Consider the following 13,880-nt stretch of genomic DNA (forward strand, 5'->3'; position numbering starts at 1 on the left):
TGCGGCAGCGCGCCCGCGCCCGCGCCCGCGCCCGCGTCAGTACCGGTAGTGCTCGGGCTTGTAGGGGCCCTCGACCGGGACACCGATGTACGCCGCCTGCTCCGTCCGGAGCTCGGTCAGCGCGACCCCGAGCGCGTCGAGGTGCAGCCGCGCCACCTTCTCGTCGAGGTGCTTCGGCAGCACGTACACCCCCGTCGGGTACTCGGCGCGGCGGGTGTGCAGCTCGATCTGGGCGAGCACCTGGTTCGTGAAGGAGTTGCTCATCACGAAGGACGGGTGCCCCGTGGCGTTGCCGAGGTTCATGAGCCGCCCCTCGGAGAGCACGAGGATCGACCGGCCCGTCGGCAGACGCCACTCGTGCACCTGCGGCTTGATCTCGACCTTCTCGACGCCCGGCAGGGACTCGAGGCCCGCCATGTCGATCTCGTTGTCGAAGTGCCCCACGTTCGCGACGATCGCGAGGTGCTTCAGCGCGAGCATCTCGTCGACACCGACGACGCCGAGGTTGCCCGTGCACGTGACGACCATGTCGACCTGGTCGGCGACGTCCGCGAGGCGCGCCACCTGGTACCCGTCCATCGCGGCCTGGAGCGCGCAGATCGGGTCGACCTCGGACACGATCACGCGGGCGCCCTGCCCGCGGAGCGCCTCGGCCGCACCCTTGCCGACGTCGCCGTAGCCCACGACGAACGCGACCTTGCCGCCGATCAGCACGTCGGTCGCCCGGTTGAGCCCGTCGGGCAGCGAGTGCCGGATGCCGTACTTGTTGTCGAACTTCGACTTCGTGACGGAGTCGTTGACGTTGATCGCCGGGAACTTCAGCTCGCCGGTGCGCGACAGCTCGTAGAGGCGGTGCACGCCGGTGGTGGTCTCCTCGGTCACGCCCTCGATGTCGGCCGCGATGCGGGTCCAGCGGTCCGACGACTCCTGCAGTGAGGCGGCGACGGTGTCGAGGACGATCTTCCACTCGGTGCTCGCATCAGCCCCGGCATCGGGCACACGGCCGGCGGCTTCGGCATCGGCGCCGGTGTGCACGAGCATCGTGGCGTCGCCGCCGTCGTCGAGGATGAGGTTCGGGCCGATCCAGTCGGCGCCGGCGGCTGCGGCCTCGGCCGACCAGTCGAAGATCCGGCTGGTGCACCACCAGTACTCCTCGAGCGTCTCGCCCTTCCACGCGAACACGGGGACGCCGGCCGGCGACCCAGGCGTGCCGGTCGGGCCGACGGCGATGGCCGCGGCGGCTTCGTCCTGCGTCGAGAAGATGTTGCAGCTCGCCCACCGGACCTGCGCCCCGAGCGCGACGAGCGTCTCGATGAGGACGGCCGTCTGCACCGTCATGTGCAGCGAGCCCGCGATGCGCGCGCCGGCGAGCGGCTGCGACGCGCCGAACTCCTCGCGCAGGGACATGAGCCCCGGCATCTCGTTCTCGGCGAGGCGGATCTGGTGGCGCCCCGCCTCGGCGAGGGCGAGGTCGGCGACGCGGAACGGTGCTGCGGTACGGGCTTCGGTGGGCATGCGGCCCAGTCTTCCACGCCGGGAGGCGCGGGTCGTCAGACGACGTCGGTGCCGTGAGCCGCGCCTCCAGGGATCCCCCTGTGGAGGACCGGACCCGACCGCGTCAGTCCGCGTCGCGACGGAGCGGCTCGCGCCGCACGACCTGCCACCCGCGCGGGACGCGCAGCTGCGCCGCGTGGCGGGCGCAGAGGTCGTAGCCGTGGGGTTCGACGCGGGTGGAGAGGGGGCCGACGACGACCATGGAGTCCCCGTAGTCGTACGTCAGGGTCGCCGAGGCGCTCGCGCCACAGGCGACCTTGCTGCAGATCCTCACGTCCATACCGCCACCGACCCTATCGGAGCAGGGCGGCACCGCCCGCGCCGCGTACGATGTGGGGATGCGTCGCAGGACTCGTCTCGTCACACCCGTCGACCGGGGCCGCGGTCGGTCCCGGCACGGACGCGGCGGACGGTCCAGCGTGACCGGTCCGGACCTCGCGCCGATCATCACCCGCGCCGAGACGTTCGACCGCATCGTCGGCGACACCGCGCACTACCTGCTCGGGCTCTGGCCGGCCGAGCTCGAGGGCGTCGTCTTCCAGGTCGCGGACATGCCGACGGACTCCACCCTGCCGGACCACATGCCCCGGTGGCGGGTGGACCGCGAGCAGCGCCGCGTGACCGTGTTCCGCGTCCCGGTGGAGCGGGTCACCCACAGTCCCGAGAAGGACGACACCGACAAGCGCATCATCATCGAGACCGCGGTGTTCCGTGCGGTGGGCGAGCTGATCGACAAGGACCCGTGGGACCTGGCGCCGGACCGCTACCGTCACTGGTGACGCAGCGCGCCAGCGCCACGGCTCAGGGGTAGACCCGGACCGGCGTCGAGACCTCGGTCGCCGCCCGCACCGGGAACCCGGCGATGCCGTCGTCGCCCATGTACGTCACCCCGGCGACGAGCCCCTCGGTCCCCTGCAGCTCGAGCTGCTTCGCGACCGGGACGACCACGGTGCGCACACCACCGGCGACGACCTGCACGTCCTGCGTCTCGTCGCCGGAGCGGATCGTGACGTCGGCGTCGGAGCGCGTCGGGTTGACGAGCGTGAGGCGCTGGTTCTCACCGGGCGCCACCGCCGTGATGGTGGACTCGCCGAGCGGGTCGGCGGAGGCGAACCACCCGACGTCGGTGCGTCCGTCGTAGGTGGGCGTGGTGGTGCGGGCGCCGGCGACGAGCGGCTCGGTCGACGTGACGGTGAAGGCGTAGCGACCGTCCGGGAAGTCGTCGAGCGTGACGTCGGTGACGACACCGGGCTCGGCGGTGGCGTTCACGGTGGACCCGCCCCCGTCGGCGGTGGTGATGCCGAGGGTCACGCGGGCCGCCTTCGTGCCGGGCACGAACAGCCGGACGATGGGTGCGGCGTCGGCCGTGTCGTCGCCGCGCTGGGCCTCTTGGGCGCCGTCGAGGACCACACCCGGGATGATCTGCGACGTCGAGGGCGCCGCACCGCCGGAGATGATGTCGAACCCACCGGGGGTGAGGGTGCGGACGATGGACTCCTGCATGTGGGCGACGATCTGGCCGCCGGAGGACTCGACGTGCACGACGGTCGAGCCCTGGTCGGAGACGAACCCGGACAGCGGGACGACCTTCTGGGTGTTCGGCGCGACGACGATGCCGGTCGTGCCGGGGGCGCTGACCGTGCCCGAGCCGTCGTAGATCGACAGGTCGACGGTCGCGTTCACGTCGGTCGGGTTCGACAGCGTGACGAGGCTCGTGCGGCCGGTCTCGGTGGACCCGCCGACCAGCCAGGTGGACTGGCTCGGGTCGTCGCACGACGCGGCACCGACGCCGACGACGTCCCCGCTCGCGACGCTCTGGTAGCTGCTGCCGGCGACCTGCGGGGTGGTGTCCCCCGCCGGAGCGGTCAGGAGGCGCGGCTTGCTCCCGCCGGTCGCGGAGTCGTCGAGGCCGGAGCGCTCGACGCTCGACCCGGTGGTCGCGGTGGCGACGGTGGCCGAGCCGACGGTGCTCGCCTTCGTCGCGTCGTTGCCGGCGTCGTCGGAGAGCCGGAGCGCGTTGCCGGCGCAGACGCGCTCGGCGTCGGCCGGGACGGGGGTCACCGTCTTGCCCGCGGGACGACCCGGGTCGGTGTCGGTGCCGAGGGCGTGCGCCGCGGTGACGGCTCCGGCGGCGACCACGACGGCGATCGCGGTCGCCGTGCCGCGGACGACCCAGCGGCGGACGGAGGCGGGGGTACGGCTCATTCGTCGCGCTCCTCGTCGAAGGTGGTGGCGGGTTCCTCGGCCTCGATGACGTTCGAGGTGGCACGGCGTCGACGGGGCGCGGTGGGCACCGCCAGCAGTGCCGCGGCGCCGAACACGACCCCGAGGACCACGAGGTAGAGCACGTGCGTCGCCTGTGCCCCGGCCGACCCGGTGGACGGGCGGTCGACGTCGCCCTCGTAGTGGAACAGCTGGCCGCTCGTCGTCTCACCGATGCTCGTGAACAGCGCGTTCTGGCCGATCGCCCCGGCTGCACGGTCGTGGACCGCCTGCGCGGAGGAACCGTCGGGGGCGTCGTCGAGCAGGACGAAGCTCACGCCGAGCTGCCGCAGTGCGGGCTCGGGGTCGTACCCGCTCCGGCTCGCCAGGTTGCCGGCGAGGGTCGCGAGCTGCGCACCGGACCGGCTGAGCGTGAGTGCCGTCGAGTCGAGGGTGGTCTGGTCGTCGAGCGTCGAACCCTGCCCGCGTTCGAGCGACACCGCGAGCGAGCCGTCGTCCTGCGGGTCGACGACGAGCGTGCCGACGTCGGGGTTGGCCTGCGCCTCGGCGTTCACGTAGGCGCTGAGCACCCGGCCGGAAGTCGGCTGGATCACCGCGTTGCCGAGGTAGAACGCCCCGAACGCCGGTGCCACGGTGACGGCGGCGACCACGGTCGTCACGAGTCCTGCGACCGGGGCGATCCGCGGCAGCACGTCGATCCCGATGCAGGCGGCGGCGACGATGCCGAACCAGTACACGCTCAGCCCGCTGCCCGGCCAGATGATCGTGGTCGTGGACCCGACCCCGGTGACGGTGACGTGGGTGGCGGCGAACGCGGTGGCGAAGCCGGCCAGCGCGATGAGGAGCGTGGCTCCCGCGACGGCCCAGCGGTGGCCGAGCATCGCGCCGATGGCGGCGACGGCCACCGGGAGCGCGAGCACCGCCATGAGGACCGGCACGAGCCAGGCGGCGAGCGCGAGCCCGGACGTGGTGGGCAGCCAGCCGCTCCAGTCCGGCACCGGCTGGCCGATGGCGAGCTGGAAGGCCGAGGGTGCGCGGGTGGCCGAGGGCACGCCCGGGTCCGCGAAGACGGCGAGCACGTTGCCGCGGGCGACCTGCGCGAGCACGAGCGGCAGGAAGAGCACGGCTGCCGGCACCGGGATGAACACCCGACGGTGCGCACGACGCCACCCGACGGCGAGCGACACGAGCCAGCCGAGCAGCAGCACCGGCAGCAGCGACGGCGCCGAGGCCGCGATGACGGCGAAGAGCAGGGACGCGCCGGAGGCCCAGGCCCACGACCGGTGCGCCTCGAGCACGGCGAGGAACAGCCAGGGCAGGAGGACGTGCGCGATCACGGCGCCGAGGTGCCCGCTCGTGACAGCACCGACGAGCGTCGGGGCGATCGTGTACAGCGTCGCGCCGATCACCGGCACCCAGGTGCGGGTCGTCAGCTTCCGCACCGCGAACCAGGCGCCGAGCGCGGCGAGCGGGAACGCGACGAGCATCACGAGCACGACCGAGGTCGACGGCGACCAGAACGTGATCGAGCCGAGCACGGCGACGACCGCGGCGAACGGGTCGCTCGGCCCCGTGAACCCGGTGCCGATCGAGTGCCAGCCGTAGCCGACGTTCTGCCACAGCCGGGCGACGTCGGTGCTCAGCGGCAGGAGCCCGCCACCGGTCAGCGCCGGCGAGCCGAGCAGCGGGTACAGGGTCACGACGCTCAGGACCGCCGCGGCGAGGACGACCCAGATGCCGCCGTCGCCGAGGAACGACGCCCGGGCGATCGGTGCGTCCTCGACCCGGGCGAGCTCGACGTCGCGCGACGTGGTCCGTCGCTCGTGCACCCGGCGCCAGCTGACGCGGAGCGGCTCGACCGCCGCCCACCCGAGCTTCTTGCCGCGTGCGAGGACCCGGCGCGAGCGTCCGGTCCCGCCGCCGAAGGCGACCGAGAACGCCGCGGCGAGCTCGGCCCCGACCGCGGCCGGGTGCTTGGCGACGAGGTGCCCGATCGCGCGGCCGATCGCGAACGGCACGAGCGTGAGCCAGTGGATCCAGAGGACCCCGGCGGACGCGTAGGTCATCCGGCGGTGCAGCTGCGCCTGCCGGTGCATCCGGACGCGCCGCCCCTCGGAGACCCGCTTGCGCCCGAACTCCTCGATGGGCCCGGCACTCGTCACGCGGGCCTCGGGCACGACGGCGACACGGTGTCCGGCGAGGCGCACGCGCACGCAGAAGTCGAGCGCGGCGTCCACGTTCGGCAGGGCGGGGTCGAAGCCGCCGAGTTCGTTCCACACCGAGCGTCGGACGAGCATCCCGCCGGCGGCGACCGCCATCACGTCGGTGTTCCGGTCGTGCTGGCCCTGGTCGAGCTCGTCCTGCACGAGGACGATCGACCGACCGAAGCGGGTCATGCTCTCGCCGAACGCCCGGAGCCGCGACGGGTCGTCGACGTCGACGAGCTTCGGCCCCGCGACGACCACGCTCGGCGCGATCTCGACCGCGGACAGGAGGTCGGCGAGGGCGGTGGGCGCCGGCGCGTTGTCGTGGCCGAGCAGCCAGAGCCACTCGTCGACGGGTTCGTCCGCGACCGCGGGCGGGGCCTCGCGTTCGCCGCGGGCGACCGCCTCGCCGAAGGGGCGACCGGCGGGCAGGCGCAGGAGTTCGGCGGAGCCGCCGAACGACAGGTCGGTGGTCGAACCGTCGGTCGACCCGAGGTCGACGACGACGAGGTTCTCGGGGTGACGGGTCTGGGCGGCGAGCGCGTCCAGGGTCCGGTCGAGGTGGTCCGCCCCGTTGGCGGCGACGAGGATCGCGGTGACTCTGGGCTGCATGACGGGCGTCACTCTACGGTCTGGAGGCGCGGCTCGGCCTGCGGACGGCGGCGCGCCGTGAACCTGTGGGAGCCATCAACGACCGGTGCGCGTCGGACGCGCACCGTGCCTCCTGGACCAGCCAGGTGCGCGGCTACGCCCGCTTGCGGAGCTTGCGGCGCTCGCGCTCGGACAGGCCGCCCCAGATCCCGAAGCGCTCGTCGTTCTCGAGCGCGTACTCGAGGCACTGCGCCCGGACCTCGCACGAGGTGCAGATCTTCTTGGCCTCGCGCGTCGAGCCGCCCTTCTCGGGGAAGAACGCCTCGGGGTCGGTCTGCGCGCAGAGCGAGTCCACCTGCCAGGCGAGCGGGTTCTCCTCGTCGTCGGTCTCCGGACGCCGGACACCCGGGACGCCGAGCGACACGGGGTCGACGTGCCAGTCCTCCGGTACTCCGGCGTGGAAGTCGGAACCGTTCACCCTGATCACCCCTGACGTCTCGATAACGGGACCACAACGATCGCTGTCGTTGCCTGTAATTACAGCGGTGTCATTCGCGAGAGTCAAGTCGCGGATCATAGAAGGCACTGACGGTTCCGGCGTGTCATGTCCCCCGTACGGGCGTGTCGCGGCCGGTCTGTCGGGGTTTCGGGGGACAACTGACGCCCCCTCAGCCGGCCGCGACGGCCCGTCAGCCGATGCGGCGCCGGGCTTCCCAGGCGCTCGTGACCATCTCGTCGAGCGTGTGGCGCATCGCCCAGTCGAGGTCACGCGCAGCCGCTTCGCCCGTCGCGACGATCCGCGCGGGGTCACCGGCGCGTCGCGGCGCGATCTCGGGCTCGAACGCGATGCCGGTGCCCTTCGCCATGGCGTCCATGATCTGCCGGACGCTGACCCCGTCGCCGCTGCCGAGGTTGTACGCGCGCTCGAGGGTCTGGCCCGCCTCGAGCTTCTGCGCGGCGACCGCGTGCGAGTGCGCGAGGTCGGCGACGTGGATGTAGTCCCGCACGCAGGTGCCGTCGGGCGTGGCGTAGTCGTCGCCGTTGATCCGCGGCGTGCGACCGGCGAGCAGGGCGTCGAAGACGAGCGGGAAGAGGTTGTGCGGGCTGGCGTCGTACAGGTCCGGCTCCCCCGACCCGACGACGTTGAAGTAGCGCAGCGACGTCGTGGTGAAGCCCGCGGCGACCTCCATGTCGCGCAGCAGCCACTCGCCGATGAGCTTCGACTCGCCGTAGGGCGACTCCGGCGCCTTCGGGGTGTCCTCGACCACGGTGTCGACGTCCGGCGTGCCGTAGACGGCGGCGCTCGACGAGAACACCGCCTTGGTGACGCCGTTCTCCGCCATCGCCCGGAGGAGCGTCGCCATGCCGGTGACGTTCTGCTCGTAGGTGTGCAGCGGTCGCTCGACCGACACCCCCGCGTACTTGAAGCCCGCGACGTGCACCACACCGGTGACGGCGTGCTCGCGCAGCGTCCGGGCCACCAGCTCGCCGTCGAGGATCGTGCCCTCGACGAACGGCACGTCCTCGGGCACGAACGCCCGGAAGCCGCTCGAGAGGTCGTCGAACGCGACGGTGTCGATGCCCGCCGCACGCAGTGCTCGGACGACGTGGGACCCGATGTACCCGGCGCCGCCGGTGACCAGCCAACTCATGCTGGCCACGCTAGCGGAACCGGCGCGGCGTCAGACCGCCACGCGCTGCGGGTTCACGCACCCGTCGCGATGAAGACCGTCGACGCCAGACCGCTGCCGTTGTCGGCCTCGACCGTGACGTCGCCCTCGTCGGGGGTGATGTAGCAGGACTCCCCCTGGCGCAGCAGCGTCGCGGACTGCGCCCCGACGAGCGTCACCGCACCCGCCGTGCAGATCGCGATCGAGGGGCCGTGCAGCGGCGCGACCCCGCCGGAGGCCAGGCCGACCGGGCGTCCGTCCCCCGTGACGCGGAGCAGCGCGAACCCGACGCCGTCCGGCGCGAAGCGCTCGACGCCGGCGGCGACCGGCTCGGGGGCCAGGACGGGGGCCGGGTACGCGGTGAAGTCGAGGACGTGCAGCAGCTCCGGGACGTCGACGTGCTTCGGCGTGAGCCCGCCACGCAGGACGTTGTCGGAGGGGGCCATGAGCTCGATGCCGAGCCCGTCGAGGTAGGCGTGGATGTTGCCGGCGGGCAGGTACATCGCCTCACCCGCGGCGAGCGTCACGCGGTGCATGAGCAGGGACACCACGATGCCGGGGTCGCCCGGGTAGCTCGTGCCGAGGTCACGCACGGTCGCGGTGTTCGGGGTGACGGCGTCGTCGGGGAGCGCAGCGGCGAGGTCGCTCACGGCCTGCACGACGGCCTGCGCCGAGGAGTCGCCGGTCTCGAGCCACCGCACCGTGTCCTCGAGCCCGTGCTGCAGGTGCACGACCAGGGGGCCGAGCCGACCGGACCCGGCGTCGAGCGCCTCGACGTCGGCGAGCGTCTCGGCCACCGGGCGGAAGCCGCTCAGCGCCTCGAAGCGTTCGCTGAGCGCCACGACGAGCTCGGGCTTCGGGAACGGGTCCTTGTAGTTGCGGGCCGGGTCGTCGATCGGGACACCCGCCGCTTCCTCGCGCTCGAACCCCTCGCGCGCCTGCTCGGGTGTCGGGTGGGCCTGCAGCGAGAGCGGGGCGGCGGCCGCGAGGACCTTCAGCAGGAACGGGAGCCCCGTGCGGTCCGGTCCGAGGGCGTCCCGGGGCTCCGCGGTGATCCAGTCGAGCAGCGTGTCCGCGCCGCCGACCATCGCCGGGTTCACGACGACGCTCGGGCTGCCCGGGTGCGCACCGAGCCAGAGTTCGGCCTGCGGTGCGCCGGTGACGGTCCGGCCGAGGAGCTCGGGGATGGCCGTGACGGATCCCCAGGCGTAGTCGCGGGGCGTGTTCGTGATGCCGAGGAACATGCGCACGAGCCTATCGGCGGTCGACGTGCGCTCCCCGGGTACCCTGGCGTCGTGACGAACACCTGGCCGTTGGCGCGCGGATCCGTGCCCGAGCGCGAGGCGTTCGCATTCGGCGCGACGATCCTGTTCGTGCTCTTCGCCGGCGACGCCGTGCCGAACACGCTCACGTGGGTCGGGGCGGGACTGCTCTGGGCGGCCGCCGGGGTCTGGGCCACGACGATCATCGTCCGGGCCCGCCCGCCGCTCACCCGGACACCGCGTGCGCTCTGGCTCTTCCTCGCCTGGTGCCTGGTGTCCGTCGTGTGGTCGCACTGGCGGTTCGCGACGGTCTCGAGCCTCACGGTCCAGGTGATCTGCGCGGGCGCGGCCTTCGCGATCGCCTCGACCCTCACGTGGCGGCGGATCACCGACGCGCTGAGCCTCGCCCTGCGCTGGGTCCTGATGGGGTCGCTGCTCTTCGAGGCCTTCGTCGCGGTCGTCCTCCGGCACCCGATCGCACCGGCGTGGACCGACTACGGCGACCGGAAGATCCCGGACGCCTTCTACTTCTCACGCGCCGAGCTCCTCACCGGCGGGCGCATCCAGGGCCTCCCCGGCAACGCGAACCTGCTCGCGATGGTCGCGCTCCTCGCCGTGATCGCCGTCGCCGTCCAGTACGCCGAGGGGCGGCTCCGGCGCAACCGCGCGATCGGCTGGACCGTCGTGGCCCTCGTCGTCCTCGCGCTCACCCGCTCCTCGACCGTGCTGGCCGCCGGGCTCGTCGTCCTCGTCGCGCTCGCCGTCGCGCTCTGGATCCGCCGGGTCCCGACCGAACGACGGACGCCGCGCTACCTCGCCGTCGCCGTCGGGGCCGTGGTCGTCGCCGTGCTCGGGTTCCTCGCCCGCGGCCAGGTGTCCGAGCTGCTCGGCAAGGGTTCGGACGCGACCGGCCGCGGCGTGATCTGGGAGCGGGTCATCGGGCTCATCCAGGAGCACACCGTCGTCGGCTGGGGGTGGATCGGCTACTGGTGGCCGGGCATCCCGACCCTCGCGGACCTCGCGCACCGCAAGGGCGTGACCTACCTGCAGGCGCACGACGCCTACCTCGACGTGTGGATGCAGACCGGTGTCATCGGGCTGGCGATCTTCGTGGTCTACGTGGTCACGACCCTCAGCCGGTCGTGGGCCTCGGCGACCCGGATCGGCTACGACGCGTCGCTCTCCCCCCGTCCGTTCGACCCGGTGTCGCTCCTGCCGCTGCTCGTCGTCGTGGCGCTGCTCGTGCAGTCGGTCGCCGAGTCACGACTGCTCTACCAGGGCAACTGGGTCCTGTTCGCCCTCATCGCGATCAAGACCCGGATCGTGCTCGTCGGCGAGGAGCCCGTGTCCGCCGGTGACGGTCCCCGCACGCCCCCGGCCCGCCGCGAGTTCCGGACGCCCGCGCGCCGCTGACCCGAGCCCGTCCCGGCCCCCGACACCGGTCCCGTCGTCACGGCCGCTCGACCAGGCGGTCGCACGGCACCGCGGCCCGCCACGGCGCGGTCCGGAGCACGACGGACGGCAGCGTCGGGTCGGCGCGACAGGCCTCGGCGGCCGCGGGGACCTGCGCGGACCAGACCGGGCCGGCGCTCCGCCGGGTCGTCCCCGGAGCGGCGTTCCAGACGGCGGCGACGACCACCGCGGCGACCACGCACCACGCGAGCACGACCGCGACCAGCCGGCCCGCGGCCGCCGACCGGCCGACTGTCGGACCGGATCGACCCGCACCGGGCCGACCCGCGCCTCCTGGCACTCCCACCGCCTCGATGACCACGGACGCCGCCACCACCGCTCCCGACACGAGCAGCAGCCCGGACGCTGCCGCGTACCGCTGCGGCCCCGCCGCCAGCGCGGCCGGCCCGAGAGCCACCCAGTCCTGCACCGCCGACCCGTTCGCCACGAGCGCTGCCCACCACACCACGAGGGAGCCTCCGGCGAGGGCGACCACGACCCACCGCGCACGCCCCCGGCCGAGCACCACGGCCGTCACGAGCACGACCACCAGCAGCACGGCCGGCAGGACGACCACGCCCCACCCGTGCGCGTGCACCGTCTCCGCCACCACACCGACCCGACGGTCCCACGCGCCCCCGAGCGGCTGCAGCAGGTACCCGGCGAGCACGTCGGAGGCGCCCGGGTCGCCCGGCCGGGACGCTCGCGGATCCGTGAGCGCCGTCGCGACCTGCACCGCACTGCCCAGCACCGCCGCCAGGGTGACCGGCAGCGGGCGGAGGTCCACCCGTCCGGTCGCCGTGCGTCGCAGCGGGAGCCAGGCGACCAGCAGGAGCGGGAGGAACAGCGTCGCCTGGACCTCGCTGAGCACGCCGAGGGCCGTGACCACGGCGAGCGCCACCGCTCCCCACCACGTCCGGGGACGGTGTGTGTACAGCCACGGCACCAGGACGAGCACGTACCAGTGCAGGTTCGCCGCGGTGCCGCTGATCTCGACGGGAGCGAGCGGCAGGACGACGGGGACCGCGGCGAGCAGGACCCGGAGCGGCCACGGCCGGACGACGTCGCCGGAGAGCAGGAACACGAGCGCGCAGACGACCCCGACGACCAGGCAGGCCAGGCCCGACACCGCGACCGCGTACCGCTCGACGGGCAGGAGCCAGGCGAGGTCGACGACGACGCGCGGGACGAGGTGGCGGTACCCGGCGTACGGCTCCAGGACGGCGCCGGGGCCGAGTGCGAGCCGCTCGCGGAGGAACACCCCGCCGTCCTCGGCCCACACCGTCCCGCGGGTCACCGGGCCGAGCCGCCACCAGGCCACGGCCGTGGCGGACCCACCGACGACCGCAGCGACCGTCGGTGCGCCGTACAGCCGCCACCCGCGCGCCATGGTGCCGCGATCGTACCGCCGACATCGCGGATCGTGGATATCCGCGCGGGGGTGCACCCGTCGTGTCGCGGGCGTCCTCGGCACGCCGATCGAGGTCGCCGCCGGCTCGGTGCAGGGCGCGACGCCGGGGCGTCCACCTGCCGACGAGGCCGGATGGGCCAAGATGGTGAGGTGACGGACGGCCGGGTGACCAGACGCGTGCTCGCGCGACGGTACCTGTCGGCGTGGATCGGGTTCTCCGCGGGCGGCCGGTTCAGCCAGGCACTCGCGACCGTGATCGTGCTCTTCGCGTTCGCGCAGCCGACGGTGACCGCGCTCGTCGGTCGTGCCGGTGTGTGGGCCGTGCTCGTCACGCTGTTCATCCTCGCCGGCCTGAGCCTGCTCGGGCAGCGGTACCGGATCGAGTGGCACGGGGTGCTCCCCCTCTCGCTCCTGGCGTTCGTCGGGTACTGCGCGTTGAGCGTCCTCTGGAGCGAGTACTCGTGGGTGGCGCTGCGGGGGCTGGTCGGCACCGTCTGCTTCATCGGGCTCGGGCTCTACCTCGCGCTCGGCCGCGACCTGGTGCAGGTCATCCGGGCGTCCGGCGACGCCTTCCGGATCCTGCTGGTGGTCGCGCTCGGCCTCGAGGTGCTCTCCGGCCTCGTCCTCGACACCCCGATCCCGGCGTTCGGCATCCAGGGCAACATCGCGTACGGCGGCCCGATCCAGGGCATCGGCGGGACCCGCAACTTCATGGGCTTCATCGCCGCGATGGCGCTGGTGACGTTCGTGGTGGAGTTCCTCACCCGCTCGGTGACGATGTGGCGTGCGATCGGCTCGACCACCCTCGCCGTCATCGCCCTGATGCTCGTGCAGTCACCCATCACCGGGCTCGCGATGATCGCCCTGGCCGTGACCGCCCTCGCGCTGTGGTCGCTCCGGCACGCCCGACCGACGACGCGACCGGTGGTGAACGGCGTGCTCGGCGGGGTGGTCCTGCTCATGATCGGCCTCGGCATCGTCGCCCGGCACCGGGTCCTCGCCGAGATCGGGGCGGCCGGGGGCACGGCGACCCGGGTGGACCTCTGGGCGCAGATCCGCGTGTTCGTGAGCCAGTTCCCGATCCAGGGCTGGGGCTGGGTCGGCACGTGGCCGCACGAGGCCGTGGTGCCCTACGTGACGTTCATCGACCCGGCCGGGCAGCGGTTCACGTCCGGCCTCAACGCGTTCGTCGACGCGTGGCTGCAGATCGGGCTCGCGGGCACGATCATCCTCGCGGTGACGGCGCTGCTCGCGTTCGCGCGGGCGTGGGTCACGGCGACGACGTTCCCGGGGGTCGCCTACGTGTGGCCGGCGGCGGTGCTGGTGCTGCTGGGCGTCACGAGTGCGGCGGAGAGCTACCTGCTGCACGGGGCCGGGCTGATGGTGTTCGTCGCCGTGCTCGTGATCGCCGCGCGGCGGCGGTCGTGGCGGCGGCACCTGCCGCGCGGCTGAGCGACTGTGTCGGAGTGCACAGGTGTGCTCCGCGATCCCCTGTCCGTTGCATCGTGCACCT

Annotated in this window: 11 protein-coding genes; 3 read left to right on the top strand and 8 right to left on the bottom strand. The window is 73.3% G+C overall.

Features of this window, described 5'->3' with window-relative positions; genetic code table 11:
* Positions 1-36 precede the first annotated feature (36 nt).
* Both ahcY and JSX79_RS11135 read right to left on the bottom strand, forming a co-directional pair.
* Positions 37-1,515, bottom strand: a complete 1,479-nt coding sequence (ahcY, locus tag JSX79_RS11130; protein WP_229086257.1) for an adenosylhomocysteinase — start codon at positions 1,513-1,515, stop codon at positions 37-39.
* Positions 1,516-1,618: 103 nt separating this feature from the next.
* Positions 1,619-1,834, bottom strand: a complete 216-nt coding sequence (locus JSX79_RS11135; protein WP_070418494.1) for a DUF3499 family protein — start codon at positions 1,832-1,834, stop codon at positions 1,619-1,621.
* 139 nt (positions 1,835-1,973) lie between these two features.
* On the opposite strand from JSX79_RS11135, the gene JSX79_RS11140 reads away from it, so the two are divergent.
* Entirely contained in the window at positions 1,974-2,333 is a 360-nt protein-coding gene (locus JSX79_RS11140; protein WP_229086258.1) for a metallopeptidase family protein, read from the top strand.
* A 22-nt stretch (positions 2,334-2,355) separates the two neighbouring features.
* On the opposite strand, the gene JSX79_RS11145 is transcribed toward JSX79_RS11140, so the two are convergent.
* From JSX79_RS11145 to manA, 5 genes are all read right to left on the bottom strand, one after another.
* Positions 2,356-3,759 carry a DUF5719 family protein gene (locus JSX79_RS11145; RefSeq protein ID WP_070418492.1) on the bottom strand — a complete coding sequence of 468 codons (1,404 nt, stop codon included), beginning with the start codon at positions 3,757-3,759 and terminating at the stop codon, positions 2,356-2,358.
* Positions 3,756-6,593 (bottom strand): glycosyltransferase family 2 protein, encoded by a 2,838-nt coding sequence (locus tag JSX79_RS11150; protein ID WP_229086260.1) that lies wholly within the window; start codon positions 6,591-6,593, stop codon positions 3,756-3,758. The genes JSX79_RS11145 and JSX79_RS11150 overlap by 4 nt, the downstream gene beginning before the upstream one ends.
* 133 nt (positions 6,594-6,726) lie before the next feature.
* Positions 6,727-7,059 (bottom strand): WhiB family transcriptional regulator, encoded by a 333-nt coding sequence (locus JSX79_RS18510; protein ID WP_083295294.1) that lies wholly within the window; start codon positions 7,057-7,059, stop codon positions 6,727-6,729.
* A 202-nt stretch (positions 7,060-7,261) separates the two neighbouring features.
* Positions 7,262-8,224 (bottom strand): UDP-glucose 4-epimerase GalE, encoded by a 963-nt coding sequence (gene galE / locus JSX79_RS11160; protein WP_070418491.1) that lies wholly within the window; start codon positions 8,222-8,224, stop codon positions 7,262-7,264.
* Between the two features lie 53 nt (positions 8,225-8,277).
* The gene (gene manA, locus JSX79_RS11165; protein WP_229086261.1) at positions 8,278-9,486 is read right to left on the bottom strand and encodes a mannose-6-phosphate isomerase, class I; all 1,209 of its coding nucleotides are present in this window, start codon (positions 9,484-9,486) and stop codon (positions 8,278-8,280) included.
* A 51-nt stretch (positions 9,487-9,537) separates the two neighbouring features.
* On the opposite strand from manA, the gene JSX79_RS18680 reads away from it, so the two are divergent.
* Complete coding sequence (locus JSX79_RS18680; RefSeq protein ID WP_229086263.1) at positions 9,538-10,917, top strand: O-antigen ligase; 1,380 nt, start codon at positions 9,538-9,540, stop codon at positions 10,915-10,917.
* Between the two features lie 37 nt (positions 10,918-10,954).
* Here the strand turns inward: JSX79_RS18680 and JSX79_RS11175 are convergent, their stop codons facing one another.
* Positions 10,955-12,346, bottom strand: coding sequence for a hypothetical protein (locus tag JSX79_RS11175; RefSeq protein WP_229086265.1), 1,392 nt, complete (start codon positions 12,344-12,346; stop codon positions 10,955-10,957).
* Between the two features lie 186 nt (positions 12,347-12,532).
* Between JSX79_RS11175 and JSX79_RS11180 the strand changes: the two genes are divergently transcribed.
* The gene (locus JSX79_RS11180) at positions 12,533-13,819 is read left to right on the top strand and encodes an exopolysaccharide production protein (RefSeq protein ID WP_229086266.1); all 1,287 of its coding nucleotides are present in this window, start codon (positions 12,533-12,535) and stop codon (positions 13,817-13,819) included.
* The last annotated feature ends 61 nt before the right edge of the window (positions 13,820-13,880 follow it).

This window comes from Curtobacterium sp. GD1 (assembly GCF_020882855.1).
Classification (GTDB): Bacteria; Actinomycetota; Actinomycetes; order Actinomycetales; family Microbacteriaceae; genus Curtobacterium.